This is a genomic window from Rhodococcus sp. NPDC058505, from assembly GCF_042720095.1.
Taxonomy (GTDB): domain Bacteria; phylum Actinomycetota; class Actinomycetes; order Mycobacteriales; family Mycobacteriaceae; genus Rhodococcus_G.
Window position 1 is genome coordinate 246,738 of sequence record NZ_JBHXNB010000002.1, and the last position, 26,961, is coordinate 273,698.

26 protein-coding genes are annotated in these 26,961 nt (G+C 70.5%); 17 read left to right on the top strand and 9 right to left on the bottom strand.

The genetic code is table 11. From position 1 onward, the window contains the following. Positions 1-42: 42 nt before the first annotated feature. Positions 43-1,209 carry a 3-hydroxy-9,10-secoandrosta-1,3,5(10)-triene-9,17-dione monooxygenase oxygenase subunit gene (gene hsaA / locus ACFWPA_RS02795; protein ID WP_378569593.1) on the top strand — a complete coding sequence of 389 codons (1,167 nt, stop codon included), beginning with the start codon at positions 43-45 and terminating at the stop codon, positions 1,207-1,209. A 9-nt stretch (positions 1,210-1,218) separates the two neighbouring features. Here hsaA and ACFWPA_RS02800 read toward each other — a convergent pair whose 3' ends face one another. Next, positions 1,219-3,165 (bottom strand): acyl-CoA dehydrogenase family protein, encoded by a 1,947-nt coding sequence (locus ACFWPA_RS02800; protein WP_378569594.1) that lies wholly within the window; start codon positions 3,163-3,165, stop codon positions 1,219-1,221. Between the two features lie 116 nt (positions 3,166-3,281). Beyond that, the gene (locus ACFWPA_RS02805) at positions 3,282-3,701 is read right to left on the bottom strand and encodes a pyridoxamine 5'-phosphate oxidase (protein ID WP_378509364.1); all 420 of its coding nucleotides are present in this window, start codon (positions 3,699-3,701) and stop codon (positions 3,282-3,284) included. Positions 3,702-3,874: 173 nt separating this feature from the next. On the opposite strand from ACFWPA_RS02805, the gene ACFWPA_RS02810 reads away from it, so the two are divergent. Genes ACFWPA_RS02810 through fahA form a run of 3 tightly spaced genes read left to right on the top strand, consistent with a single transcriptional unit; the run spans position 3,875 to position 7,148 of the window. After that, positions 3,875-5,104 (top strand): homogentisate 1,2-dioxygenase, encoded by a 1,230-nt coding sequence (locus ACFWPA_RS02810; protein ID WP_378509363.1) that lies wholly within the window; start codon positions 3,875-3,877, stop codon positions 5,102-5,104. Then, entirely contained in the window at positions 5,101-5,976 is an 876-nt protein-coding gene (locus ACFWPA_RS02815; protein WP_378569595.1) for a hypothetical protein, read from the top strand. Before ACFWPA_RS02810 ends, ACFWPA_RS02815 begins: the two co-directional genes overlap by 4 nt. Then, entirely contained in the window at positions 5,973-7,148 is a 1,176-nt protein-coding gene (gene fahA / locus ACFWPA_RS02820) for a fumarylacetoacetase (RefSeq protein ID WP_378569596.1), read from the top strand. Before ACFWPA_RS02815 ends, fahA begins: the two co-directional genes overlap by 4 nt. Before the next feature lie 119 nt (positions 7,149-7,267). On the opposite strand, the gene ACFWPA_RS02825 is transcribed toward fahA, so the two are convergent. Further along, entirely contained in the window at positions 7,268-8,797 is a 1,530-nt protein-coding gene (locus ACFWPA_RS02825; RefSeq protein WP_378569597.1) for an FAD-dependent oxidoreductase, read from the bottom strand. A gap of 163 nt (positions 8,798-8,960) precedes the next feature. Between ACFWPA_RS02825 and ACFWPA_RS02830 the strand changes: the two genes are divergently transcribed. The 8 genes from ACFWPA_RS02830 (at position 8,961) to ACFWPA_RS02865 (ending at position 17,411) form a co-directional block, all read left to right on the top strand. Then, positions 8,961-9,578, top strand: coding sequence for a TetR family transcriptional regulator (locus tag ACFWPA_RS02830; protein WP_378509359.1), 618 nt, complete (start codon positions 8,961-8,963; stop codon positions 9,576-9,578). 90 nt (positions 9,579-9,668) lie between these two features. Next, entirely contained in the window at positions 9,669-10,832 is a 1,164-nt protein-coding gene (locus ACFWPA_RS02835) for a steroid 3-ketoacyl-CoA thiolase (protein WP_378569598.1), read from the top strand. Positions 10,833-10,934: 102 nt separating this feature from the next. Beyond that, positions 10,935-13,127 (top strand): acyl-CoA dehydrogenase, encoded by a 2,193-nt coding sequence (locus ACFWPA_RS02840; protein ID WP_378569599.1) that lies wholly within the window; start codon positions 10,935-10,937, stop codon positions 13,125-13,127. A gap of 13 nt (positions 13,128-13,140) precedes the next feature. Then, entirely contained in the window at positions 13,141-14,346 is a 1,206-nt protein-coding gene (locus ACFWPA_RS02845; protein ID WP_378509356.1) for a lipid-transfer protein, read from the top strand. A gap of 4 nt (positions 14,347-14,350) precedes the next feature. Then, entirely contained in the window at positions 14,351-15,223 is an 873-nt protein-coding gene (locus ACFWPA_RS02850; protein WP_378509355.1) for a MaoC/PaaZ C-terminal domain-containing protein, read from the top strand. Further along, positions 15,223-15,873, top strand: a complete 651-nt coding sequence (locus tag ACFWPA_RS02855) for a PaaI family thioesterase (RefSeq protein WP_378509388.1) — start codon at positions 15,223-15,225, stop codon at positions 15,871-15,873. The genes ACFWPA_RS02850 and ACFWPA_RS02855 overlap by 1 nt, the downstream gene beginning before the upstream one ends. Positions 15,874-15,972: 99 nt before the next feature. Then, positions 15,973-16,761 carry an SDR family NAD(P)-dependent oxidoreductase gene (locus ACFWPA_RS02860; RefSeq protein ID WP_378509264.1) on the top strand — a complete coding sequence of 263 codons (789 nt, stop codon included), beginning with the start codon at positions 15,973-15,975 and terminating at the stop codon, positions 16,759-16,761. A 215-nt stretch (positions 16,762-16,976) separates the two neighbouring features. Further along, positions 16,977-17,411 (top strand): hypothetical protein, encoded by a 435-nt coding sequence (locus tag ACFWPA_RS02865; RefSeq protein WP_378509189.1) that lies wholly within the window; start codon positions 16,977-16,979, stop codon positions 17,409-17,411. Between the two features lie 39 nt (positions 17,412-17,450). Here ACFWPA_RS02865 and ACFWPA_RS02870 read toward each other — a convergent pair whose 3' ends face one another. The 4 genes from ACFWPA_RS02870 to ACFWPA_RS02885 all read right to left on the bottom strand — a co-directional run bounded on the left by ACFWPA_RS02870 (position 17,451) and on the right by ACFWPA_RS02885 (position 21,069). Then, positions 17,451-17,939, bottom strand: a complete 489-nt coding sequence (locus ACFWPA_RS02870; RefSeq protein WP_378569624.1) for a nuclear transport factor 2 family protein — start codon at positions 17,937-17,939, stop codon at positions 17,451-17,453. Positions 17,940-17,965: 26 nt separating this feature from the next. Continuing rightward, positions 17,966-18,607 (bottom strand): LLM class flavin-dependent oxidoreductase, encoded by a 642-nt coding sequence (locus ACFWPA_RS02875; protein ID WP_378569600.1) that lies wholly within the window; start codon positions 18,605-18,607, stop codon positions 17,966-17,968. A 309-nt stretch (positions 18,608-18,916) separates the two neighbouring features. Continuing rightward, positions 18,917-19,405 carry a nuclear transport factor 2 family protein gene (locus tag ACFWPA_RS02880; protein ID WP_378569601.1) on the bottom strand — a complete coding sequence of 163 codons (489 nt, stop codon included), beginning with the start codon at positions 19,403-19,405 and terminating at the stop codon, positions 18,917-18,919. A gap of 2 nt (positions 19,406-19,407) precedes the next feature. Beyond that, a complete protein-coding gene (locus ACFWPA_RS02885; protein WP_378569602.1) occupies positions 19,408-21,069 on the bottom strand; it encodes a class I adenylate-forming enzyme family protein in 1,662 nt (553 codons plus the stop codon). Between the two features lie 316 nt (positions 21,070-21,385). Here ACFWPA_RS02885 and ACFWPA_RS02890 point away from each other — a divergent pair, with 316 nt between their 5' ends. The 3 genes from ACFWPA_RS02890 to ACFWPA_RS02900 all read left to right on the top strand — a co-directional run bounded on the left by ACFWPA_RS02890 (position 21,386) and on the right by ACFWPA_RS02900 (position 24,690). Next, positions 21,386-23,059 carry an AMP-binding protein gene (locus ACFWPA_RS02890; RefSeq protein WP_378569625.1) on the top strand — a complete coding sequence of 558 codons (1,674 nt, stop codon included), beginning with the start codon at positions 21,386-21,388 and terminating at the stop codon, positions 23,057-23,059. 61 nt (positions 23,060-23,120) lie between these two features. Further along, positions 23,121-23,759 carry an SDR family NAD(P)-dependent oxidoreductase gene (locus ACFWPA_RS02895; RefSeq protein ID WP_378569603.1) on the top strand — a complete coding sequence of 213 codons (639 nt, stop codon included), beginning with the start codon at positions 23,121-23,123 and terminating at the stop codon, positions 23,757-23,759. A gap of 49 nt (positions 23,760-23,808) precedes the next feature. After that, a complete protein-coding gene (locus ACFWPA_RS02900; RefSeq protein WP_378569626.1) occupies positions 23,809-24,690 on the top strand; it encodes an LLM class F420-dependent oxidoreductase in 882 nt (293 codons plus the stop codon). A 70-nt stretch (positions 24,691-24,760) separates the two neighbouring features. On the opposite strand, the gene ACFWPA_RS02905 is transcribed toward ACFWPA_RS02900, so the two are convergent. Beyond that, positions 24,761-25,321 carry a helix-turn-helix domain-containing protein gene (locus ACFWPA_RS02905; RefSeq protein ID WP_378509194.1) on the bottom strand — a complete coding sequence of 187 codons (561 nt, stop codon included), beginning with the start codon at positions 25,319-25,321 and terminating at the stop codon, positions 24,761-24,763. A gap of 67 nt (positions 25,322-25,388) precedes the next feature. Between ACFWPA_RS02905 and ACFWPA_RS02910 the strand changes: the two genes are divergently transcribed. Beyond that, positions 25,389-26,099, top strand: a complete 711-nt coding sequence (locus tag ACFWPA_RS02910) for an AzlC family ABC transporter permease (protein ID WP_378509195.1) — start codon at positions 25,389-25,391, stop codon at positions 26,097-26,099. Further along, a complete protein-coding gene (locus ACFWPA_RS02915) occupies positions 26,096-26,419 on the top strand; it encodes an AzlD domain-containing protein (RefSeq protein WP_378509196.1) in 324 nt (107 codons plus the stop codon). The genes ACFWPA_RS02910 and ACFWPA_RS02915 overlap by 4 nt, the downstream gene beginning before the upstream one ends. Before the next feature lie 24 nt (positions 26,420-26,443). On the opposite strand, the gene ACFWPA_RS02920 is transcribed toward ACFWPA_RS02915, so the two are convergent. After that, entirely contained in the window at positions 26,444-26,872 is a 429-nt protein-coding gene (locus ACFWPA_RS02920; RefSeq protein WP_378569604.1) for a nuclear transport factor 2 family protein, read from the bottom strand. Positions 26,873-26,961 lie beyond the last annotated feature (89 nt).

The window sequence follows — 26,961 nt, forward strand, 5'->3', positions numbered from 1 at the left end:
CGACCATCGGCGCGCGAACGGCGAGCCGATAACATCGAACGAATGGACAACGAGGTACTCGGTCGGGTGCGGGAGTTGCTCCCCGCCATCGCGGAACGGGCACGCGGAACGGAGGAGTCTCGTCGGGTACCCGACGAGACGATCCGGGCGCTGGTCGACGCCGGGGTGTTCCGGATGCTTCAGCCGACCCGATACGGGGGACTCGAGTCCGATCCGGTGCACTTCTACGAGGCCGTGCGGGCGATCGCGGGGGCGTGCGGATCCACCGGGTGGGTCACCGGCGTCCTCGGGGTGCACCCGTGGCACCTCGCGCTGTTCGACCATGCCGCGCAGTCCGACGTGTGGGGCGCCGACCCCGACGTCCTCATCGCGTCGTCGTACGCCCCGGTCGGCACGATGGTCCGGGTCGACGGCGGCTACGAGATCATGGGGTGCTGGCGGTTCTCGTCCGGCGTCGATCACTGCGGGTGGGCGCTGCTCGGCGGGATGCTCGTCGACGACCGCGGCGACCCGATCGACAACACCACGATGCTGGTTCCGCGATCGGACTATCAGATCCGGGACGTCTGGGAGTCCGTCGGGTTGCGCGGCACCGGAAGCAACGAGATCTTCGTCGAGCGGGCGTTCGTTCCCGATCACCGGGTGATGCGCAACTACGAGTTCTCCCAGCTGCGCGGTCCGGGCCAGAAGGTGAACACCGGGCCGCTGTATCGAATCCCGTTCGCGACGGTGTTCTCGTCGGCGATCGCGGCCCCCGTCCTCGGCGTCGTCGCGGGCTGCTACGAGGAGTTCCTGGCCCGGATGCGGGACCGGGTGCGGCTCAGTCTCGGCGGCGGCCGGTTCGCGGAGGACGTGTTCGCGCAGGTGACCGTCGGGCGGGCGTCGTCGGACATCGACGCGTCGATCCTGCAGATGGACCGCAACGTGCGGGCCCTGATGGAGGTGGCTGCCGCGGGCGACCAGATCCAGATGCAACTGCGGCTGCGGGCCCGGCGCGACCAGGTGCGCGGCACCGAGCGGGCGCTCGCCGCCATCGACAAGCTGTTCAAGATGTCCGGCGGCAACTCGCTCGACACCGGCAACCCGCTCGAACGGGGCTGGCGGGACGCGCACGCGGGCGGGGTGCATGTCGCGAACGACACCGAACGCGCCCTCGCCCTCTACGGGCGCGGCGCGTTCGGGCTGCCGGTCGAGGACAACATGGTCTGACGCCCGGCGTCACCCCGGTCCCGCGCCGTCGGGGTCGGTGCGGAACCGCCGGGCCAGGTTCGGCTCGGTGGACGGCCCCGGCGACCAGGAGGCGATCCACGGCCCGGTGCCCTCACTCTGGTCGAGGACACCCGATTCGAGCCAGGCGTACTCGCCGCCGAGAACATTCGACGCGATCCGGTGGTCGAGGTCGTCGGTGTTCTCCCACAGTCCGGCGAACAGGCGGTCGATGCGCAGCCTCGCCTGCTGGCAGAACACGTCGGCCAGGTCGGCGGCGCCGGTGCCCGGGTCCCGCGCCCGCTCGGAGTCCGCGCGCACGCACGCCGCGGCCATCGCGAACAGCTCGGCGCCGATGTCGACGATCCGGCCGAGGAACACCTGATGCTTCTCCATGCCCGCCTGCCAGCGGGCCATCCCATAGAACGTTGACCTGGCCAGCTTGCGTGCGTTGCGTTCGACGAACCGCAGGTGCGTCGCCAGGGAATCGAAGTCGCCGTACGACGCGGGGAGCTGCCCCTTGCCGGACACCAGGTGCGGCAACCACTTGGCGTAGAAGCCGCTCGCCCCGAGGGCAGCCTTGGCCTTGTGCTGCAGGTCGGCCCCCGGATCGGCGAGGTCACCCGCCGCGGTCAGGTGCGCGTCGACGGCCTCCCGCGCGATCAGCAGCCGCATGATCTCGCTCGACCCCTCGAAGATCCGGTTGATCCGCAGGTCCCGCAGCAACTGCTCGGCCGGGACCGCCCGTTCACCGCGGGCGGCGAGGGACTCCGCGGTCTCGTAGCCGCGGCCGCCCCGGATCTGGATCAGTTCGTCGGCGATCCGGCACGCCATCTCGCTGGCCCACAGCTTCGCCAGCGCCGCCTCGATCCGAATGTCGTTGCGGCCCTCGTCGGCCATCTGACCCGACAGTTCCAGCGTCGCCTCCAACGCATACGTGGTGGCCGCGATGAACGAGATCTTGCCGGCGACCGCGCCGTGCTCACCGACCGGTCTGCCCCACTGCACCCGCTCCGCGGACCACTCTCGTGCGATCTTGAGCGACCACTTCCCGGCCGCCGTGCACATCGCGGGCAGCGCGAGGCGCCCGGCGTTCAGTGTGGTCAGGGCAATCTTCAGGCCGTCACCCTCGCGGCCGATCAGGTTCTCGGCTGGTACCCGCACCCGGTGCATCCGGGTGACCCCGTTCTCGATGCCGCGCAGCCCCATGAACGCGTTGCGGCGTTCGACGGTGATGCCGGGGGCGTCGGCCTCGACGACGAACGCGCTGATGCCGCCGGGGTGCCGCCCCTCGGTTCGCGGTACCCGCGCCATCACCACCAGCAGTTCGGCGACCACACCGTTCGTGGTCCACAGCTTCACGCCGTCGAGGAGGTAGGCGGTGCCGTCCTCGGTGGGGGTGGCCGTCGACGCCATCCGCGCCGGGTCCGACCCGACATCCGGTTCGGTGAGCAGGAACGCGGAGACCGCGCCTTTCGCGCAGCGCGGCAGGAACTTTCGCTTCTGCTCGTCGGTGCCTGCCAGCTTGAGTGGCTCGGGGACGCCGATCGACTGGTGCGCGGACAGCAGCGCGCCGAGGCTGGGATGCACCGACCCGACGAGCATCAGCACCCGGTTATAGGCGACCTGCGACAGGCCTAGTCCGCCGTACTCCTCCGGGATCTTCAGCCCGAAGCAGCCGAGGTCGGCGAGCCCGCGCACGTACTCGTCGGGGATCGCCGCGTCGCGTTCGATCACGCTGCCGTCCAGCCCGGCGCAGTAGTCGCGCAGTGTCCCGAGAAACCGCTCGGTCCGCGCCGCGTCCTCGGGTGTGGGGCGGGGAAACGGGTGCACCAGGTCGAGCCGGAACCGGCCGAGGAACAGTTCCTTCGCGAACGAGGGCTTCTCCCAGCCGCTTTCGCGGGCCTCCTCGGCGACCGCGCGTGCCTGTTCCTCGCTGACCTGGGTCGGTGACACCATGATCCGCCTCCTCGACGAGAGCGATCGGCAACCTACTGGCGAGTATCCGCCTCGATCCGGGTTTTCGGAACCCATGCCGGAACGACGCGGGGGTGTCCGGTCGGCCGCGCCGGGGGCTACAGCTTCGAGTAGTCCGTGCTCAACCACCGCTGCGGACGCATGCGGACCAGGATCGACCGCGGGGTGAGGTTCTGTGCGGCGTACGCGGTGCCCTCCTCCTCGCCGAGATACCGCACCGCGATCGCGGTGGCCTGATCCGCGGTGATCGGCGCAATCGAGGTGATCGGGCCCTCGGCGCTGACGTACTTGTACGGCACCTGCTCGAGCTGCGCGGTGAGGGTGAACCGCCCGGCCGCCCGAAACAGCGGCTCCTTGATCGTGTCGGTCTCGGTCCAAATCAGGACCTCCCCGCCCGGCTCGTACCCGTACCAGACCGGCACGGCCAACGGTGCCCGGTCCGGCCGCTCGACCGCGACCACCCCGACATGAATGTCCGCGAGGAACGCCTCGCGCTCGGCACTGCTCATCGTCGGCATCGATCGATCCTCTCGGGTCGGAACCTCCGGTGTCACCAACAGTAGGGGATCCGGCGGGGGCGGACGGGCTCGACGATCGGGCCGGTGGGCCCGGCGCCGCCGCGCGTGTCGACAAGCGGGTCGGGAGCGGTCACAGTGGAGACCGGGAGCGCGCTACACCGAGGAGGCCGGTCATGGCGTTCTATCGACGGCTCGGCAGCATTCCCCCGAAGCGGCACACCCAGCACCGCGGCGAGGACGGCAGTCTGCGCTTCGAGGAACTGATGGGCGAGGAGGGCTTCGCCTCCGACTCGGCGCTGCTGTATCACCGCGCGGTCCCGTCGGCGATCGTGGATGCGACCGTGTGGGGGCTGCCCGACCAGGCAACGACGCCGAATCATCCGCTCAGGCCGCGCCATCTCAGGCTGCACGAGCTGTTCCCCGAGCGGGGGTGGGCCGAGACCGATCCCGTCACCGGTCGGAGGCTGATCCTCGGCAACGCCGATGTCCGGCTCTCGTACGCCGTCGCGGCGGCCGAATCGCCGCTGTACCGCAACACGATCGGCGACGAGTTGGTGTACGTCGAGGCGGGGGAGGCGCTCGTCGAGACCGCCTTCGGTGCGCTGCCCGCACGCCAGGGCGACTACGTGCTGCTGCCGATGTCGACCACCCACCGCTGGCGGCCGGTGGGGGCGGAACCGTTGCGGGTGTATGCGATCGAGGCCAACGGCCACATTGCGCCGCCGAAGCGGTACCTGTCGCGATTCGGGCAGTTCCTGGAGACCGCCCCCTACTGCGAACGCGACCTGCACGGTCCCAGCGCGCCGCTGCTCGTCGAGGGCACCGACGTCGAGGTCCTCGTCAAGCACCGGACCTCCCGCGGCATTGTCGGCACCCGGATGGTGCACGCGACGCACCCGTTCGATGTCGTCGGCTGGGACGGCTGCCTCTACCCGTACACCTTCAACATCGCCGACCACGAACCCGTCACCGGTCGCGTGCACCAGCCGCCGCCCGCGCATCAGGCGTTCGAGGGTGCCGGCTTCGTGATCTGCAACTTTGTTCCCCGCAAGGTCGACTACCACCCGCTGTCGATCCCGGTGCCGTACTACCACTCGAACGTGGACTCCGACGAGGTCCTGTTCTACTGCGGTGGCGACTACGAGGCGAGGAAGGGCTCCGGCATCGGGCCGGGCTCGGTCTCCGTGCACCCCGGCGGGCACACCCACGGACCCCAGCCGGGCGCGTACGAACGCAGCATCGGCGTCGACTTCTTCGACGAGCTCGCCGTCATGGTCGACACCTTCCGGCCACTCGAACTCGGTGCGGGGGCGCTGGCCTGCGAGGACCCGGGGTACGCCTGGTCCTGGGCCGGACGGGGTCCGGCGTCGCCGCCGTCGTCGGGCAGGGGGCAGGCGCGATGAGGATGATCCCGCCGCTGCTGGCCGGGCTGTGCGACGACGCCGCGCTGTTTCCGCCCGGCGCCGTGCCCCTCGCCGTTGCGGTGCCCGCCCACTTCGCCCACACCGACAGCGCGTACGCGGATCTGGTGGGGCCGTTTGTCCTTCCGGCGACCAGGCTCGCCGAACTGGCCGCCGTGCTCGGCGGCCGGGTCCTGCCGGTGAGCCTGACCGTCCCCGGTGGCACCGACGCCGCCGCGGCGGCACTGGGTCGGCTGCGCGCGATCGACGCCGTGCACCTGGTTGGCCTCGAGATCGCCGTGCCGGACGGGCAGCCCGTCCCCGCACTTCTCCGTGCGGTGAGCAAAATCTGCGGTGCCGCACCGGGAGTGGCGGTCCATGTTGAGGTGCCCCGGGACCGGCGCCGCGACGAGGTGCTCACCGGTCTCGCCGACCTCGGGGCCCGCGCGAAGGTCCGCACCGGAGGTGTCGTGGCCGACGCGTATCCGGACGAGGCCGAGCTCGCGGCGGTGATCGCGGCCGCCGGGTCCCTCGGGGTGCCGTTCAAGGCGACCGCGGGTCTGCATCGCGCGGTCCGGAACACCGACGCCGACACCGGATTCGAGCAGCACGGGTTCCTGAACCTGATGCTCGCCACCCGCCTCGCCGCGGACGGTGCGGACCCGGACACCGTCGCCGCGGCGCTCGCGGACCGCGACGGACCCGGCATGGCGGACACCCTCGCCGGGTTGACGGAGGCGGAGTCCGCCGCGGTGCGCCGCCGATTCGTCTCGTTCGGCACCTGCAGCATCGCGGCTCCGCTCGCCGACCTCACCGCGCTCGGCCTGGTGCATCCCCTCGGCCTCCCGGCCGCCGACGAACGAGCCCCGGCATGACCGTCATCCCGATCCCCGACGGCTCCCCGTTCGGCGTCGACAACCTGCCCTACGGAGTCTTCTCGACCGCGGGGACGGAGCCGCGGGTCGGCGTGCGGGTGGGTGACCACGTTGTCGACCTGGCGGCGGTGCTCGGCGACGCGGTGTTCGCCAACCCGACGCTCAACCCGTTCATGGCCCAGGGGAGTGCCCGGTGGGCCGAGGTCCGGGACACGATTGCCGTCCTGGTCTGCGGTGAGGTCGCGGACGATGCGGTGCTGCCCGTCGGCGACGTGACGATGCACCTGCCGATCGCGGTCGCCGACTACGTCGACTTCTACGCATCCGAACAGCACGCGACCAACCTCGGGCGACTGTTCCGCCCGGACAGCCCCGACCCGCTGATGCCGAACTGGAAGCACCTCCCGGTCGGCTACCACGGCCGGGCGTCCACCGTCGTCGTGTCGGGTACCGACATCGTCCGGCCACGCGGCCAGCGCAAGGCGCCAGCCGACAACGCGCCGACGTTCGGCCCCTCGCTGAGCCTCGACATCGAGGCCGAGGTGGGGTTCCTGGTGGGGGTCGGCTCCCCGATGGGGGCCTCGATCACGCCGGATCGGTTCGCCGAACACTGCTTCGGCGCGGTGATCCTCGACGACTGGTCGGCCCGCGACATCCAGGCGTGGGAGTACGTGCCGCTCGGCCCGAATCTGGGCAAGAGCTTCGCCACCTCGATCTCCGCATGGGTGGTTCCGCTGGCGGCTCTCGAGGCCGCCAGGGTCGCCACCCCGGTGCAGGATCCGGTGCCGCTCCCGTACCTGCGGGGCGGTGAGAAGTGGGGACTGGGCATCGATCTGGTGGTCGAGTGGAACGGTGACGTGGTCAGCCGCCCGCCGTACGCGCAGATGTACTGGTCGCCCGCGCAGATGCTGGCGCACCTCACGGCGAACGGTGCAGCCGCCAGCACCGGCGACCTGGTCGGCTCCGGCACCGTCTCCGGCGCGGAGCGGAACCAGTGCGGTTCCTTCATCGAATTGACCTGGGGCGGAACAGAACCCGTGACGGTGTCCGGCGAGAAGCGCACCTATCTGCTGGACGGCGACGAGGTGACGATCACCGCGACCGCGCCGGGCGCGAGCGGCGGACGCATCGGCTTCGGTGAGGTGCGCGGCCGGATCCTGCCCGCACGCTGATCAACCCCACCCCCGCCACCCCGAGTAAACGGACGCATTCGGTCGATCCGATCTGATTCGACCGAATGATCCGTTCGCTCGGGCCGGGCGGCGGGGAGGGGCTCGACGAGCGCGGCGTCCTACGCCATGTGATTGGCGGCGCGGTAGCCGAACACCATTGCGGTGCCGAGCGGAACACCCGGGCCCGGGTACACCTTGCCCGCGACCGAGGCGGCGGTGTTGCCCGCCGCGTACAGGCCGGCGACGGCGGTGCCGTCGGCGCGCAGCACGCGACCGTCGATGTCGGTGACCAGGCCGCCCTTGCAGCCGAGGTCGGACAACACGATCCGGGCCGCATAGAACGGGCCGGTCTCGACCGCGGTCAGTGCCCGGTTCGGGTTGCCGTTCGGGCCGCAGAAGAACAGGTCGTAGGGGTCCTCGCCGCGGTGGAACGACTCGTCGACGCCGCGCTTGGCGTAATCGTTGAACTCCTCGACGCTCGCGCGCACGGCGTCCGCGGGCAGCCCGGCCTTGGCGGCGAGCTCCTCCAGGGTGTCCGCCTGCACCCAGGTGCCCGCCTCGAGGTGCTGTGCCGGCGGGGTGTTCGGGATGGAGATGCCGGGCAGTCCGCCGCCCTCCCTCGAGTCGAAGATCATCCACGACGGGATGGCGTGACCGGCGTCGTTGTGGGCGAGCATGGCCCGACCGAAGCGGTCGTAGGGCAGCGACTCGTTCAGGTATCGGTTGCCGTTCGTGTCGACGACGATGCCGCCGCGGATGCCGACCAGGAAGGCTGCGGTGCCGTCCGGCTGTTCGACACCCGGGCAGAACCAGGCCTGATCCATCAGCGAGGTCGCGCCGCCCGCGGCAGCCCCGGCGGCGATCGCGTCACCGGTGTTCGCCCCGATCGGGCCCATCGACCATTCCGCCTTGCCGGGGGTGCCGTGTTCGGCGCGGGCCTGCGCGTTGCCCTCGATGCCGCCGGCGGCCATCAGCACACCGCGGGTGGCCTTGATGCGGACCTCCGCGTCGCCGGACCGGGCGACGACGCCGACGACGCGGCCGTCCTCGACGACCAGCTCGGTCAGCGCGGTGCCGGTGCGCAGGTCCGCGTTGCCGGTGCCGTCGATCGCGGCGAGCAGGCGCCCGATCAGGGCGCGGCCACCGATCATCTTGCCGGGGGCGTGGCCCTTGCCAGCCCGGTCCGGGTTCAGCTCGGGGCGCACCTTGGCGGCCAGTTCGCCGATGTCCGCCGGGTCGAGGTCGAGCGGGTTGATCGAGCGGCCGGTGTCGAGGCGGCCCTCGGCCCGGTAGTAGTCCGGGAACGCGCGGAACTCGAACTCGATGTTGGGGTCGCGTTCGAGCAGCTCGACGACGGCGGGCGCGGTGTCGACGTACGCGTCCTGTCGCTCGGCCTCGGCGACGCCGAGCAGGGTGCGCAGGAAGGTCCGGGCGTTCTCGGTGGAGTCCTCGAGCCCCGCGCGCTCCTGAACCTGGGTGCCGGGCAGCCAGATGGCCGCGCCGGAGTAGGAGGAGGTGCCGCCGAACAGGTCGGTCTTCTCCAGCACCACGGTGCGCAGGCCACGCGCGGCCGCGGTGTATGCCCCGGTCAGGGCGCCGCCACCGGACCCGACCACCACCACGTCGTATTCGTCCGTCCAGTCCTGCATGTCTCCTGCTTCCTCCATCGCATCGGGTGTGGTCACAGGCAATCGCAGCGGGCCGAGCGGGGGTGCGGCGGCTCCCACTGAGCGGAACGGGAGTCCGGCAACCCGCGACAGCTGCCAGGATCTACCCTCAGATCGTCGGAAGTGGAAGAAGTGGGGGACGAGGATGCCGAGGCTTGCGGAGGCACGCGACGCGGCTGAGCCGAGCTCGGTGGAACAGCGGGCGCGACACGGCCGGATCCTGAAGGTCGCCGCCCAGTTGGGTGCCGAGAAGGACCTCGAGCGGGTGCAGATGCAGGAGGTCGCGAAGCTCGCAGGCGTCGCGATCGGCACCCTGTACCGCTACTTCCCCTCGAAGACGCACCTGTTCGTCGCCGTCATGGTCGACCAGATCCAGCGGATGGGTGATCAGCTGTCCCGGCGGTCGCGCGCCCACCTGGCGGCGCCCGACGCCGTCTACGACGCGCTGCTGCACGCGACGCGGGCGCTGCTGCGCACCCCGCTCCTCGCGACCGCGATGATCCAGTCCGCCGCGACCTCGAACGCCGCGACCATTCCCGACGTCGCGAAGATCGACCAGCACTTCGACCGGCTGCTGCTCGACGCCGCCGGGATCGAGGAACAGACCATCCGGGACGCGACCGTGCTGCGGCTGGTGGTCGCGCTGTGGTTCGGGCTGATCCAGGCCGCGCTCAACAGCCGCACCTCGATCCCCGAGATCGAATCGGACCTGCGGACCGCGTGTGACCTGCTGCTCGCGGACCTGTCCGGTCGGATGGTCTGAGCCCGATCCCGTTCGGTGGGACTCTCACCGCCCCGCCCCCCGACGAGAAATAGAATACGTTTCAGAAATCGTATTCGTCAGGGAGCACACATGAGCAACGTCGTCATCGTCGAGGCCGCGCGGACGCCGATCGGCCGGCGTCGCGGGCAGCTGGCCGGGGTGCACCCCACGGTTCTGCTCGGGGCAGCACAGAAGGCGGTCCTCGACCGCGCCGGACTGCCCGCCGAGCAGGTCGGCCAGGTCGTCGGTGGCCTCGTCACGCAGGTCGGTGAGCAGTCCAACAACGTCACTCGCAACGCCTGGCTGCACGCGGGACTGCCCTATGCCACGGCTGCGACCACCATCGACTGCGCCTGCGGGTCCTCCCAGCAGGCCGTGCACATCATCGCCGGCCTGATCGCGTCCGGTCAGATCGATGCCGGCATCGGGTGCGGCGTCGAGGTGATGAGCCGGGTGTTCCTTGGGCAGGCGCTCGCCCCCGGCACCGGGATGCCTTACCCGGACGACTGGTCCCTCGACCTGCCCGACCAGTTCGTCGCGGCCGAACGGATCGCCGACAAGCGGGGCATCACGCGCGGCGACGTCGACGCGCTCGGTCTGCGTTCGCAGCAGCGCGCCGCGCAGGCGTGGGCGGAGGGCCGCTTCGACCGCGAGATCGTGCCCGTCGAGGCGCCGCAGGTGACCAAGGAGGGCGAGCCGACCGGTGAGACCCTCACCGTCACCCGCGACGGCGGCCTGCGGGAGACCACCGCCGAGGCCCTCGCCGGCCTCAAGCCCGTCGCCGAGGGTGGCATCCACACCGCGGGCAACTCGTCGCAGATCAGCGACGGTGCCGCGGCGGTGCTGCTGATGAGCGAGGAGAAGGCGTCCGCGCTCGGCCTGCGTCCGCGCGCCCGCATCGTGTCCTCGGGCATGGTCGGCTCCGATCCGTACTACCACCTCGACGGCCCCATCGACTCCACCCGCCACGTGCTCGCCAAGTCCGGGATGTCGCTCGCCGACATCGACCTGGTCGAGATCAACGAGGCGTTCGCGTCGGTCGTGCTGTCCTGGGCGCAGACCCTCGACGCCGACATGGACAAGGTCAACGTCAACGGCGGCGCCATCGCCCTCGGACACCCGGTCGGCTCCACCGGCGCCCGGCTGATCACCACCGCGCTGCACGAGCTGGAGCGGTCCGACAAGTCCACCGCGCTGATCACCATGTGCGCCGGCGGCGCGCTCTCCACCGCCACCATCATCGAGCGCATCTAGGCGCCTCCGGCGCCCGTGAGTCCTTTTGGCCCTCATCCGGGCCAAAAGGACTCACGGGCGCGAAGCGCCACTCCTAACTTCTGAAACCCGAGGACGACTTTCATGACCATTGGACTGAGTGACGAGGACCGCGAGCTCCGCGACTCCGTGCGCGGCTGGGCCGCCCGATACGCCACCCCGGCCGTGATCCGCGAGGCCGATGAGGCGAAGGCGGAGGCCCGTCCGGAGTACTGGGCCTCGCTCGCCGAGCTCGGCATGCTGGGCCTGCACCTGCCGGAGGAGGTTGGCGGCGCCGGGTTCACCCTGCTCGAAACCGCAATCGTCGCTGAGGAACTCGGCCGCGCGATGGTGCCCGGCCCGTTCCTGCCGACCGTCGTCGTCTCCGCGGTCCTGAACGCGGCAGGTCACACCGCCGAACTCGAGGGTCTGGTCGACGGCTCCACGTTCGGTGCCGTCGCGCTCCAGCCCGGAACCCTCGCGCTGGCCCAGGCGGAGGGCGCGACCACCCTGTCGGGCACGTCGAGCCTGGTTCTCGGCGGTCAGGTTGGCGACCTGTTCCTGCTCGCCGCGACCGACGCCGCCGGTGACCGCGTGTTCGTCGTCGTCCCGCGAGACCGGCTCACCGTCACCGACCTGCCCAGCCACGACGTGATCCGCCGCAACGCCGAGGTCACGGTCGACGGCCTTGCGCTGGCCGACGGCGAGGTGCTGGCGCTCGATGCGCAGCGCGTCCTGGACATCGCGGCGACCCTGTTCGCGGCCGAGGCATCCGGGCTTGCCGACTGGGCCACCACCACCGCGGCCGACTACGCCCGCGTGCGTAAGCAGTTCGGTCGGGTCATCGGCCAGTTCCAGGGCGTCAAGCACAAGGTCGCGCGGATGTTCGGTCGAACCGAGCAGGCCCGTGTCACCGCGTGGGACGCCGCCCGAGCGCTCGGCGAGGAGGTTCCCGCCGAGGAGGCGTCGCTCGCGGCGGCGGTCGCCGCATCGGTCGCCCTCGACGCCGCCTTCCAGGTGTCGAAGGACTGCATCCAGGTACTCGGCGGCATCGGCTACACCTGGGAGCACGACGCGCACCTGTACCTGCGCCGCGCCCAGTCCCTGCGAATCCTGCTCGGCTCCACCGGATCCTGGCAGCAGCGGGTCGCGGAGCTGACCCTTGCCGGGGCGCGCCGGGTGCTCACCGTCGAGCTGCCCGCCGAGGCCGAGCGGATCCGCGCCGACGTCCGGGCCGAGCTCGAGCCCGCGAAGGCCAAGACCGGCGCCGACCGCACCACCTACCTGGCCGAGAAGGGCTACACGTCCCCGCACCTGCCCGCACCGTGGGGCAAGAGCGCGGATGCCGTCACCCAACTCGTGATCGCCGAGGAGCTGGCGGCGGCCGACGTGAAGCCGCACGACATGATCATCGGCAACTGGGTGATCCCGACGCTGATCGCGCACGGCAACGCCGAGCAGCTCGACCGGTTTGTGCCGGGATCGCTGCGCGGCGACATCGTCTGGTGCCAGCTGTTCTCCGAGCCCGGCGCAGGCTCCGACCTGGCCAGCCTGTCCACCAAGGCCACCAAGGTCGAGGGCGGCTGGAAGCTCAACGGCCAGAAGGTGTGGACGTCGATGGCACGCGACGCGCACTGGGGCATCTGCCTGGCCCGCACCGACGCCGACGTCCCCAAGCACAAGGGCCTGTCGTACTTCCTGGTCGACATCCGGAACTCGGAAGGCCTCGACATCCGCCCGCTGCGGGAGATCACCGGCGAGGCGCTGTTCAACGAGGTGTTCATCGACGACCTGTTCGTCCCCGACGACTGCCTGGTCGGTGAGCCCGGTGACGGCTGGAAGCTGGCTCGTACCACCCTCGCCAACGAGCGGGTGTCGATGACCGGTGGGTCCTCGCTCGGTGACGGCGGCGAGGCGCTCGTCGCGCTGGCCGACACCCTGCCCGGAGGCATCGACGCCCATCAGCTCACCGTGCTCGGTCAGATCCTCTGCGACGCGCAGTCCGGTGGGATCATGGGTCTGCGGACGACGCTCCGGTCGCTGGCGGGATCGCAGCCCGGAGCCGAGTCGTCCGTCGCGAAGCTCCTCGGCGTCGAGCACATCCAGCAGACGTGGGAGGTCGCGATGGAGTGGGCGGGGCCGTCGTCCCTGCTCGGTGATCAGGAACGCACCTCGGCCACGCAGATGTTCCTCAATTCCCAGTGCATGTCCATCGCCGGTGGTACGACGAATGTTCAGTTGAACATCATCGGCGAGCGGATCCTCGGACTGCCTCGCGATCCCGAACCAGGAAAGTAGGCACTGCAGCCCCATGAACCGCACCTTCGTCGTCGGCGTCGGCATGACCAAGTTCGAGAAGATCGAGTCCCGTGACTGGGAGTACCCGGACATGGTCACCGAGGCCGTGAGCAAGGCGCTCACGGACGCGGGCATCGACTACTCGCAGGTCCAGCGCGCCGCGGCGGGGTACGTGTTCGGCCCGTCGGCGGCGGGGCAGCGGGCGCTGTACGAGACGGGGCTGACCGGTATCCCGGTCGTCAACGTCAACAACAACTGCGCGACGGGGTCGACGGCCCTGCTGATGGCCCGCGAGTGGGTCCAGGCGGGGTTCGTCGACTGCGCGCTGGCCGTCGGCTTCGAGAAGATGACGAAGTCGTCGATGGCGGGCACCGGCGAGCTGCCGAAGGTCACCACCCTCGATGACCATCTGAGGGTGATGACCACTAAGCACGGCTGGGGCAAGGGCCCGATGACCGCGCAGCTGTTCGGCAACGCCGCACTCGAGCATATGGAGCGCTACGGCACCACCGCCGAGCAGATCGCGGCCGTCGCGGTCAAGAACCACAAGCACTCGGTGAACAACCCGTACGCGCAGTTCCAGGACGAGTACACCCTTGAGCAGGTGCTGGGCGACAAGATGATTCACGCCCCGCTGACCCGGTCGCAGTGCTCGCCCACCTCCGACGGGGCCGGTGCCGCGATCGTCGTCAGCGAGAAGTTCGTCCGCGAACACGGCCTCGAGGGCCAGGCAGTGGAGATCGTCGCGCAGGCGCTCACCACGGATACCGCCGAGGCGTTCGCGGACCAGTCGATGATCGACGTCGTCGGCGCGCCGATGACCCGGGCCGCGGCCGAGCAGGTGTTCGCCGAGTCCGGGCTGAGCATCGACGACGTCGACGTCATCGAACTGCACGACTGCTTCGCGATCAACGAGATCATCACCTACGAGGGCCTCGGCCTGTGCGCACCCGGTGAGGGCGGCAAGCTCGTCGAGTCCGGCGCCACCACCTACGGCGGCCGCTGGGTCGTCAACCCGTCCGGTGGGCTGATCTCCAAGGGTCACCCGCTCGGCGCCACCGGTCTCGCACAGTGCGCGGAACTGAACTGGCAGCTGCGCGGGCAGGCCGATGCACGTCAGGTGGACGGTGCTTCCGTTGCCCTGCAACACAATCTGGGTCTCGGTGGCGCGTGCGTCGTCACGCTCTACCGGTCCGGAACCATTTCCAAGGAGTCATAGACACATGCCGATCGACGTGAGCGCCGCCCTGGCGGCCGCCCCCACCGTCCGCGAGGCCAGCTGGACCGAGCGCGACGTGATCCTGTACCACCTGGGTCTCGGGGCGGGCGTCAACTCGCTGGACCCGGCCGAACTGGGTTGGGTGTACGAGAAGGGTCTGAAGGTGCTGCCGACCTTCGCGATGGTCGCCGGGCAGGGCGTCTCGGCGGGCACCCTGAAGCCGGCCGGGATGAACCTGCCCGGCATCGACATCGACCTGCGCAAAATCCTGCATGCGGGGCAGGCGCTCACGTTGCACGCCCCGATTCCGACGTCGGGGACCGCGACCATCTCGTCGCGTGTTGCCGACGTCTGGGACAAGGGCAAGGCCGCCGTCATCGTGCTCGAGCAGGCGGCCGCCGACTCGGACGGAAACCCGTTGTGGACCACCGCGATGCAGATCTGGGCCCGTGGTGAGGGTGGCTTCGGCGGCGAGGCCGGACCCGAGCTGGCCGCGGGCGTGCCGGAGCGGGCTGCGGACACGGTGCTGGTCTCGCCGACGAGCACCGCGCAGGCGCTGGTGTACCGGCTCAGCGGAGACCTGAACCCGCTGCACGCGGACCCCGAGTTCGCGAAGATGGCCGGATTCGATCAGCCGATTCTGCACGGCCTCGCGTCGTACGGTGTCGTGTGCAAGGCCGTCGTCGACGGTGTCCTCGACGGGGATCCGGCACGGGTGCAGTCGTTCTCGGTGCGGTTCGCCGGATCCCTGTACCCGGGGGAGACCATCGAAACCGCCGTCTGGCGGGACGGTGACACCCTCACCCTGCAGGCCACCTGCCCCGAACGGGACGGGCAGCCGGTGCTCACCCACGCCACGATGGAGGTTCGCTCGTGATGGAATCCGGGGACCACCCCACCGCTGCGACCCATCCGCACCGGACGGTGCTGACGTCGGCGCCGCAGGACGCGCCGGTGGACCGCGCGACCGCCGCGGCCCGCCGCGTCATCGACGCGATGATCCGCACGGACCGCGGCAACGCGAACCTGGACCGGGTCGCGGAGGAACTGAACAGCATCGCCGACCATCTCGAGGAGCACGCCCCCGAGGTCGCCGACCGGATGGTCGACATGTGGAGCGGTGAGGGCGTCACCCGCCACGACCCGATCACCGGTCCGGAGAACGCAATTGCGCCGCCACTGGTGATCGAGGGACTCGAGGACGGGTCGGTGCAGGGCGTCGTGACGCTGACCCTGCCCTACCAGGGGCCTCCCGGATGCGTGCACGGCGGCGTCTCCGCGATGCTCCTCGACCACGTCCTCGGCGTCGCGAACGCGTGGGGCGGCACGGCGGGGATGACCGCGCAGCTGAACACGCGGTACCACAAGCCGACACCCCTGTTCGAGCCGCTGACCATCACCGGCAAGCAGATCTCGATGGAGGGACGCAAGATTCGTACCATCGGTGACATCAAGAACGCGGCCGGAGAGGTCTGCGTCTCCGTCGACGCACTGTTCATCCACGCGGGCGTCCCGCGCCCGCGGTAGCGGGTTCACGTATTCACGGGGTGAGGGGAACCTTCGGCCGGTCCAACCGGCTGAAGGTTCCCCTCACCCGTATCTGGAGGTCGAGAGATGGGAGCAGGAATGGGCAAGCTGGACGGGCGCGTGGCGATCGTCACCGGAGCGGGGATGGGTATCGGTCGCGGGGTCGCGGGCGCACTCGCGCGTGAGGGCGCGAGCATTGTCGTCGCCGAGATCGACGAGACCGCGGGCGCGGACACCGCGCGATGGCTGACCGAGGAGTGGGGTGTCGGGGCGAGTTTCGTCCGCACCGACGTCACCGATCGCGAGCAGGTGCACGCGATGGTCGACGTCGCCACCGAGCAGTTTGGCCGGCTCGACATCCTCGTCAACAATGCCTGGCGCCCACTCGGTTACGCGCGGTTCGAGAAGACCGCGGACGAGAACATGCGCGCCGGGTTCGATATGGGTGTCATGTCGGCGTTCTGGGCGATGCAGCACGCCTACCCGGCGCTGGCCGAGCACGGCACCGGACGCGTCGTGAACATGTGCAGCCTCAATGGCGTCAACGCCCACATGTACTCCGTGTACTACAACGCCGCGAAGGAGGCGTTGCGCAGCATGACCCGCACCGCCGCACGCGAGTGGGCGCCGAAACAGATCTGCTGCAACGTCATCTGCCCGGGCGCGCAGAGCGCAGCCTACAAGAGGGTCGCCGAGGCCAACCCGCAGATGGCCGCCGCGCAGGAAGCAGCCAACCCGATGGGACGCATCGGCGATCCACTCGACGACATCGGCACCGTCGCCGCGTTCCTGGCGAGCGACGACTCCCGCTATCTCACCGGCAACACCCTGTTCGTCGACGGCGGCAGCCACATCAACGGCGTTCAGTGGGCGCCCAACGTGGATTGACGGCGGCTGCGCCACCTGTGCGCGCGGCGGCATTCCCGCCGGATCCCTCGTTGCTTTCGCCATCGAATCGAATCCAACTGTTAGACACAATGTTTCCGCGGCGACGACAGATTTCGCGAATCGCTGCTCAGGGCGTGCGAGGCGTGCATGATGGCTGCGGTCTCGTGCGGAGATCGGCACGGGCCGCCCCGACACCCTTGAGGAACGGACACGCTGTGGACACGTCACGCAAGAACATCGCCCGAGTGGCCGTGATCGCCGGAATGGCGACCGCGGCATTGGTCGCCACCCCCGCCGTCGGCTCCGCCGCGGTCACCGGGAACGCGGCCGTCACGACCGGCGGCAACACCATCACCGTCAAGTTCACCGACATCGCCTCGCCGAGCCTGGTCGGGTGCGTGGTGCGGGCGGACAACGCGAGCGGCACCGAGATCACCGTCAACCCCGTCCTGATCGTGGGAAATCCGGGTACCGGCCTGTACGTCTCGCAGCCGCTGTCCAGCGGCGACTACACCGTCCACGCCTCCTGCCTCGACGCCGACGGGGCGACGACGCTCACCCCGGAGGGCGGGGTACCCGTGTCGCTGGGGATCAGCTTCGGCAGCCTCACTCTCGACACCGGCAGCCTGGGGGCACTCTTCAGCAGCTGACGCCGCGGTGCTGCCCGTCGTCCGGGACGGGCAGCACCGTCACGTCGACCTCTCCACTCGGGCGCGCAGCGCATCGAGCAGGTCGCGGCCCCCGCGGGCCCCGCGCGGGCCGGCCGCCTCCGGTGCGATCATCCGGCCCGCATCCGAGCGGGTCCACTCCCGCACCGCCCAGCGCTCCGCGATGGCCCAGCGGGCGCCGCGCCGCTCCATCAGGTCCACGAACCGGGCGCCGCTGGTGAAGTCACCGCGCGTCGCGTGCCCCCAGTGCACGTTCGTCGCGTACGCCTCGCTGAGTGCGGTGTCGCCGTACAGTTCCACCAGGTGATTGCCAACGTGGTGCATCGTGCCGCCGAGCTGCGTCAGCTTCGGCTGCACCCAGGCGATGTACTCGTCGACCGTGCCGTCGAATCCGGTGTGGTGGTCGATGCCGTCCGGGTGGTAGCAACTGCGGACCAGGTCGAAGTCGAGGCGGTCGATGCCGCGGCAGTACCGCAGGACCACCTCGCGAATCTCTTGCTTGTCGCACATTTCCCGCAGAGCGCGCGCCGTGTCCGTCACCGGGTTCCCTCCTTCACTCCGACCATCCAGTCGAGCAGGCTCGCGAGGCCGTCGGTCGCGGTGCCGAACGACGCCGGCCGGAACACGGCGACCGTTGCCCCGGCCCGGTGCCAGCCCCGGACCTGTTCAGCCGTGGCGTCGAGGTCGACGGCCCCGGCCGCGGTCCGTACCGGAGCCACCGACACCTGGACCCGTGCCGTACCCGGATCCCGGCCATGGTCCGCGAAGCATTCCCGCAGCAGGGCAACGGATTCGGGGAACGATTCCATGTCGGTGGGGTTGACGGTCCAGCCGTCCGCCACTCGGGCGATCCGGTCGAAGTTCCGCCTACTGGGACCGAACCCAAACAGCACCGGGACCCGGGCCTGCACCGGGACCGGGTACGCGTGGAAATCCTCGAACGAGTAGTCGCGCCCGGTGAAGGTCGCGGGCGGCGCCCACAGTGCCCGGCACGCGGCGACCGTCTCCTCCAGCCTGCCGAATCGGGCGTCGAACGGCACACCGACAGCGGCGTACTCGGCCTCCTGCCACCCGACCCCGAGTCCGATCGTGACCCGGCCTTCCGACAGGCCGTCGAGCGTGGCGAGCTGCTTGGCCAGCAGCACAGGTGGGCGGACGGTGCCGACGAGCACGGACACCCCGAGCCGGGTCGCCGGGTCACCGCCGCGACGGCCGACAGCAGCGCGAGGGGCTCGGGCCACGGGTGGTCGAGGGCGAACGGGAATCCGTGGCCGGTGACCCGCTCGGCGTGCGCGGCCCCGTTGAACCCGAGATGGTCTCCGGTGGAGATCAGATCGATTCCGGCTCGATCCGCATCCGCGGCCAGGTCCACCACCGGTCGGACCCGACCGTCGTAGAACGCCTCGGCACCGAGCAGGTTGAGGCCGATCTCCAGCGGTGCCACGTGTGTCCGTCCTTGTCGAGCGGTCGAGGGGTCGGCCCGCGGATCAGGTCAGGGTACGCCGGGCGTGCTCGGTCAGGTTTCCCGTGTGGTCGATGCAGCACAGCCGCTGGGTGAATCGCCAGCCGCCGTCCACGCACTCGAACCGATCGAAGTAGCGTCCGGTAAGGATCGGCTGCAGCGGAAGGTCCGTGGTGCCCTGCAGCACCGTCACATACGACACGGCGGACGCCTCGGAGTTGTTCTCCGCCACGGTGACCCGGACGTTGGTGGTGACGTGTTTGGTGCGCGGCGACGGCGGCGCACCGTGCATCCGGACGAACGACTCGATCGCGTGGTGCACCGCGGCCCGGTCCCGCTCGATGGGATCACCGGCCGGGACGCCGTCGCCGTCGCACCGGCCGTAGCGCGCGTCGGCGAACAGGGCGGCCACCGACTCGAGCTCCCCGCGGTCGATCAGATGCGAGTAGGCGAAGATCAGGTCCCGCACCGCCTCGGTCGCCGCGAGACGCTCGATCGTGTGCCGCAGGTCCACCGCTAGAACTTCACCTGCGCGCGGGACACCTTCCCGGTCGCGTTGCGCGGCAACGGTTCCGTGGTGAGCCGCCACCGCGTCGGCACCTTGAAGTAGGACAGGCGATCGGCGACGAACTGGCGCAGCTCCTCCTCGCTCACGGTCGCGCCCGCGCGGACAACGACGATCGCGGCGACCTCCTGCCCGAGGTCCTCGTGTGCCTCGCCGACGACCGCGCACTCGGCGACGTCGGGATGCTCGTCGAGGACCTGCTCGATCTCGGTCGGGTAGATGTTCTCGCCGCCACGCAGGATCAGGTCGGAGCGCCTGCCGGTCAGGCGGAGTCGGCCGCCGTCCAGTCGGCCGAAATCGCCGGTGTGCAGCCAGCCGCCAGCCCGGATCGACGCGGCGGTGGCCTCCGGGTTGTCCCAGTAGCCGAGCATCACGTAGGGGCTGCGGACGCAGACCTCGCCCTCCTCGCCCTCCGGCAGCACCTCGCCGAGGGGGTCACGGATCTCCAGGGCCACCCCGAAGACCGGCTTGCCGAGGGTGCCGGGGAACTGCTGGACGTCGATCGGGGTTGCGACCGCGATGCCGGTCGAGCACTCCGTCATTCCGTAGCTGTCGACCAGGGAGTTCGTCGCGAACGGCACCTCCTCGCGCAGCCGCTGCTTGAACGCGATCGACGAGGGGGCCGACGCGAGCGAGAACGCGGTCAGCGAGGAGGTGTCGTAGCGGCGGACGTTGCCGTGCTCGATCATCCGGGCCGCCATGGTGGGGACCGCCCCCCAGTTGGTGACCTTCTCCCGCTCGACGAGGCCGAGCGCCCGGTCCACGTCGAACGCGCCCTGGTACATGATCACCGCGCTGCCGGACACCAGCTTCGGCACGATGATGTTGTGCAGGCTCGCGATGTGGAACAGCGGCGAGGTCAGCAGGTACCGCAGCTCGCTCGGCGTGTTCGGGTCGTACTCGCGGCCAGCGAACGCGTCGATCTGGGCGTCGCTGAACCGGTGATAGTCGGAGACCGCGATCAGGTTCCGCTGGGAGTGCAGCGCGCCCTTCGGCTTGCCGCTGGTGCCGCTGGTGAACAGGATGACCGCCGGGTCGTCCTCGCCGACGTCGGCGGTGCGCAGGTCCGCCCCCCGATGGGCGTCGATCAGCCGCGGGACGTCCTCCTCCATGGTCAGCACCGGAACGTCGATGTCGGTCTCGGCGACCAGCGCGGCCCGCTTGGCGTCGACGATGAGCACCTTCGGCGTGGTCAGGGTGACGCCGTACTCGATCTCGCGCGGCACCCACCAGGCGTTCATGCCGACCGTGATCGCGCCGAGCGACTGCGTCGCCCAGAATGCGATCACCCACTCCACCGTGTTCGCGGCGAGGATCGCGACCCGGTCGCCGACGCCGACGCCGTAGTCGTCGGCGAGCACCGTCGCGAACGCCGCCACCTGCTCGGCGTGCTCACGGAACGACAGGCGGCGATCCGCGGTGACGAGGTAGTCGCGGTCGCCCCAGGCGAGCGAGCCGGTCAGCAGCTCGTGCACCGCGTGCTTGCGCTCCCGCATCACCGGCATCCGCGAACCCCGCACGTCCTCCTCGGCCAGCTCGAAGGGAGCTCCGGGTCCCGTCAGTCGGGACACGACGGCCGCGAGGTACGCCTGGGGATCGGTGGATGTGGTCATCTGATCGGGACCTCTCTGTACTCGAATTGCAGGGAAGGATCACACGGGCGGAGGGTTCGGCGGACGGCATTTCCACTGACCGGGACTGGCTCGGTTCGGCACTCGGGGCCTCGTTAGCGTCGCTCCGACAACGTTGTACGAGGAACAGCATCCAAGCCTAGCCAAGCGCGGATCCGGGACGGAACCTCCTCGTGCAACCACGGCAGCAAGGGCGCCTTGGCCTCTACGGTGGGATCCGCCGTCGTCGGCCGCGGACCCTCGCGCTCGCACCGATGCGCGCGACATGACCGCCGTGGTGCAGGACTCGAACACAGGAGTGAAGTTGGAACGCGCGACGATCGCCGAGATGCTGCTCGACCGCCTCGGGGACGAGCACCTGGGCACCCGGACCCGAGACCGGGACTGGACCTGGGACGAGACCGTCCGCGAGAGCGCCGCCCGCGGCGCCCTTGCCGCGTCGCTGCGGCGCGAGGGCCCGTTCCACATCGGGGTGCTGCTCGAGAACGTTCCCGAGTTCCTGTTCTGGCTCGGCGGCGCCGCGCTGAGTGGGGCGGCGATCGTCGGGATCAACCCGACCCGCCGCGGCGCGGAACTCGAGGCGGAGATCCGCTACGTGGACTGCCAGCTCATCGTCACCGACGCCGACGGCATGGCCAAGCTCAAGGGGCTGGACCTGGGGTTGACCGACGACCGGTTCGTCCTGGTCGACGACCCGGCCTACCCGGCGACCATCGACGCGCACCGCGTCGCGCAGCCGGTGGCGGACCCGTCGGTCGACGAGTCGACGCTGATGCTGCTGCTGTTCACCTCGGGGACCACCGGCATGTCGAAGGCGGTGCGCTGCAGCCAGGGCAGGCTCGCGCGGCTCGCGTACGCGAACAGTGCCAAGTACGGGCACGTCCGCGAGGACGTCGACTACTGCTGCATGCCGCTGTTCCACGGCAACGCCCTGATGGCGCTGTGGGCGCCCGCGCTGGCCAATGGCGCCACCGTGTGCCTGCCCGCCGCCCGCAAGTTCTCCGCGTCCGGGTTCCTGCCCGACGTGAAGTACTTCGGCGCGACCTTCTTCACCTACGTCGGCAAGGCGCTGTCCTACCTGATGGCGACGCCGGAAAAGTCCGACGACATCGACAACACCCTGGTCCGCGGGTTCGGCACCGAGGCGTCGCCGGAGGACCAGGTGGAGTTCGTTCGCCGCTTCGGCGCGCGGCTGATGGAGGGTTACGGCTCCTCCGAGGGCGCCGGATCGGTCACCCTCGACCCGGAGGCGCCCGAGGGCGCGCTGGGCCGTCCCGCCCACGACGAGATCGCCGTCGTCAACCCGGACACCCGGGTCGAGTGCGCCCGCGCGCAACTCGACGAGCACGGCCGGGTCCTGAACCCGGACGAGGCGATCGGCGAGATGATCGACAAGGGCGGCGCGAAGCGGTTCGAGGGTTACTACAAGAACGAGCAGGCCGTCGCGGACCGGATCAAGCACGGCTGGTACTGGACCGGCGACCTCGGCTACATCGACGAGGCCGGGTTCATCTATTTCGCGGGCCGCAAGGGCGACTGGATCCGAGTCGACGGCGAGAACACGTCCGCGCTGATGATCGAGCGGATCATCCGCAGGCACCCGAAGGTCGTCGCGACCGGCGTGTACGCGATCCCGGACCCGCAGTCGGGCGACCAGGTGATGGCCGCGATCGAGGTGGCGGACCTGTCCGACTTCGACCCGACGGAGTTCGCGTCGTTCCTCGGCGCGCAGGACGATCTGGGCACCAAGTCCGCCCCCCGGTTTGTTCGGGTGTCAACCAACCTCCCGGTCACCGGATCGAACAAGGTGCTCAAGCGGGAGCTGCAGGCGCAGTTGTGGCGCTGCGACGAACCGGTGTACCGCTGGGAGGGACGCGGCGAACCGGTGTACGTCCCGATGGCTGAGGATGGAAAGCGTGATCTGGAAGCGCAATTCGAGGCGTCCGGCCGGCAACGGTTCCTCGGAGCCTGACCCCCGGCCGTCCGCCGGTGCCGCGCCTCGCGCGTGGCCAAGCGGGCGCCGGGTCGCCCTGGTGGCGGGTGTCCCGCACGGCATCGGCGCGGACGTGGCTCTGGCGTTTGCCCGCGACGGCTTCGACGTGGCGCTGGCGATCGGTGACGGGGCAGGGGACCGGGCGGAGGCGGAGCGGATCGCGGCCGCGGTCCGCTCGTCCGGTGTCGCTGCGTTGATCGTCCCGATGGACCCGAGCGACGGCGCCAGCGTGCTGGCCGCCGCGGACCGGATCCTCGAGGCATGGGGCCGGGTGGACGTGCTGGTCAACAACGCCCGTACCCGCGCATCCGGCCACTACCGGCACCAGTTGGCGCTGATCCAGCGGCTGCTGCCCACAATGGTCGACCGCGCTGCCGGGGTCGTGATCAACCTGCTGTCCAGCCCGGACCCGGCGGCGCAGGATGCCAACGACGCCGCATCGCAGGACGCGTTCCGGCGTATGACGAACACGGTGAACGCGCAGTACCGCGGCCGGGGGGTGCGCGCGTTCAACCTCGGGCCCGACGAACTGCTCGCCGATCCCGGCCACGGGGTCGACACCCTGCCCGCGGAACTGGTTGCGGCGTCCGCCGTCTGGTTGGCGACCGATGCGGAGGCGGATCGGTTCCTGCACAAGGACGTGTGGGTGCCCAAGCGGGTGGGTACGCTCGCGGCGTGAGCGGCCACATCGGGTGCGCCGCCAATGAACCCGATGGAGGCGGTGCGTGGTGAAACTCGGAGTGGTGATCCCGGTCGAGCTCGGGATGGCAGCCGATCCCGAGCGGGTGCTCGAATTCGCCCGCACGGCAGAACGGTTGGGTTTCGACGAGATCTCCGCGGTCGAACACGCGGTGGTGATTGCGAACACCGCGAGCGACTACCCGTACTCCCCGACGGGCAAGTCCCACCTGCCGGACGACTGCCCTCTTCCCGACCCGCTCGAACTGCTCTCGTTCGTCGCCGGTGCCACCACCCGACTCGGTCTGGCCACCGGAGTTCTGGTGGCGCCCAACCATAATCCGGTCGTCCTCGCCAAGCGGCTGGCCACCCTCGACCGGCTCTCCGGCGGGCGGACGCGGATCTGCCTCGGTGTCGGATGGATGCGCGAGGAGATCGAGGCCTGCGGCGGCGACTTCACCCGCCGGGGGAGGTCCACCGACGAGGCGATCGCCGTGATGCGGGCCCTGTGGGCCGGAGGTGCCGACGGCGCGTCGTTCGCAGGCGAGTTTCATTCGTTCGCGGGCGCCTACTCGTTCCCGAAACCGTTGCACGACAACCGGGTTCCGTTGTACATCGGTGGCCACAGTGCGGCAGCAGCGCGCCGTGCGGGACGGCTCGGGGACGGCTTCCAGCCGCTGGGGCTCGGCGGCGACGACCTTGCTGGCGCGGTCGCGACGATGCGGGCGGCGGCGGCGGACGCGGGTCGTGACCCGTCCGAGGTCGCCCTCGTCCTCGGCGCGACGCTGCCGCGGATGGACGAGTCGAAGGTCGAGTGGGCGCGCTCGCTCGGCTCCGACCGGATCCTGCTGTCCGCGTCCCGTCACGCCACCACCCTTGAGGCCGTCCTCGACGAGATGGCCGCCTGCGCGGACCGCATGCGGCTCTCCTGACACCCGCAGGGGTCGTTGTCACCGTGGCTGACGGGGCGATTCCCGGTGTGACATGCGGGAACGTCCCGGCTCAGGTGTGCTCGGACACGAGCACCGCGCGGGTGCCCCGCTCCAGGGCCTGGAACACGTGGGCGACGTCGCCGGGGTAGGCGATGTAGTCGCCGGGGCCGAGTTCGACGGGGTCGTCGAGCAGCCCGACGAGCGCGCGCCCGGAACCGACGAGCACGTGCTCGACGGTGCCGGGCAGGTGCGGTTCGGATTCGCGCGGCGGCCCGGGCTCGACGTCGATGCGGTAGATGTCGCGACGCGCGTTCGGGGGGCAGGACGCGACGAGGGTTGCGCTGTAGTCGGTGCGTTCGGACCGCAGGATCGGCCCCTCATCCGCGCGGATCACCTGGACCCGCGGTCGCGGTGGGTCGATTAACTGGGCGAACTGAATGTCGAGGGCGACGCTGAGCGCCCACAGCGTTTCCACGCTGGGATTCCCGGTGCCCGACTCGAGCTGCGACAGCGTCGACTTCGCGATGCCCGCGCGCCGCGCCACCTCGGTCAGGGACAGTCCCGCGCGGTCGCGTTCGCGGCGCAGGGATGCCGCGATGACGTCGAGTGGTGCCTTCGCATCCGGAGCCATGCGTTCACTATATCGGCACGAGTGTTCGACTTGACGAACATGTGGACGAGTGTTCACCATAAAGATCATGCGTTCGATATGGCGAACACTCGATCCGGGGCTGAAGCGGGACATCGCGCTGGTGTCCCTGGCCGATGGCCTGGTCGGCGTCTCCTACGGGGCCATCGCCGTCGGGCTCGGGTTCGCGCCGTGGGTGCCGGTCCTGATGTCGGTGGTGGTCCTCGCGGGCGCCTCCGAGTTCCTGTTCGTGGGGATCGTCGCCGCGGGCGGCAGCCTGCTGGCGGCGCTCGCAGGCGGACTGCTGGTCAACGCCCGGCACCTGCCGTTCGGGCTCGCGGTCGGCGACGTCGCGGGCCGCGGCTGGCGACGCATCCTCGGCGCACACCTGCTCAACGACGAGAGCACCGTCTTCGCGCTCGGCCAATCCGATCCCGCCCGCAGGCATGCCGCCTACTGGCTGTGCGCGATCGGCATCGGGGTCTGCTGGCCGCTCGGCGCCCTGATCGGCGCGACCGCGGGCACCTTCATCGACGACATCGGCGCGTTCGGGCTGGACGCGATGTTCCCGACCGTGCTCCTCGCGCTGGTGTTCCCCGCGCTGCGGGACCGCGCGACCGCCGGGATCGCGCTGCTCGGGGCGGTCATCGCGGTCGCGGCCACACCGTTCCTGCCGACCGGGATCCCGGTCCTGCTGGCACTGCTGGCGCTGGTCGCCTCGATCTGGGCCACGCCGGGAACCCCCGGATCGCGGTCGTCCGACGCGGCGGACGCTCGATGACGGCGGGCCTGCCGCTGATCGTGGCCGTCCTCGTGCTCGGCGCGGGCACCTTCGCGTTCCGATTCGCCGGACCTGCCCTGCGCTCGCGCGGCATCGTCCCGGACCGGCTCGACACCGTCCTCGCCCTCGGCGCGATCGTGCTGTTGGCCGCCGTCGCGGCAACGCAGGCACTCACCGAGGACGGTGGGGCCGCGGGCATCGCGCGTCCGGCGGGCGTCCTCGTCGGGGGAGTGCTCGTCTGGCGGAGGGCGCCATTCGTCGTCGCCATCCTCGCCGCCGCCGCGACCGCCGCCCTCCTGCGCCTGCTCGGCGTCCCCTGACCACGGCAGGGGAGCGCGCCGGGGTCAGGGGACCGTGACGACGCGGTCCTCGGCGTAGTCGACGACCAGCTCACGGCGGGCGATCAGCCAGCGCCCGTCCACCCGCCGGTACCGGTCCAGGTAGCGGATCGCGATCGCGTTGTCGCGCATCCCGTCGCGGCCTCGATACAGGTGATGTGCCAGGCAGTACGCCCGCCCGGTCGCGGTGTCGCCGTCCAGGTCCACCACGGACTGGTGCACGTCGTGGCGGGTGGCGTGCAGGTGCGCGGTGCCGTCCAGCACGGCAGCGACGATCGCGTCGACACCCGCCGCGACGACCTTCCCCGCGCCGCGGGTCAACGCGGGCGGCTGGACCAGGGCGGCGTCGACGGTGAACAGGGCGGCCAGGGCGGCCGCGTCCCGGTCGTCCACCGCCACCGCGTACCGCCCGGCCAGGTCCGATGGATCACTCATGACGACGAGTATGCGGGCCGCGGGCCGGCGTCGTGGTCGCAACCCGCTCAGCGGAACAGCGGCATGACCACCGGCCCTCGGGTGGCCTA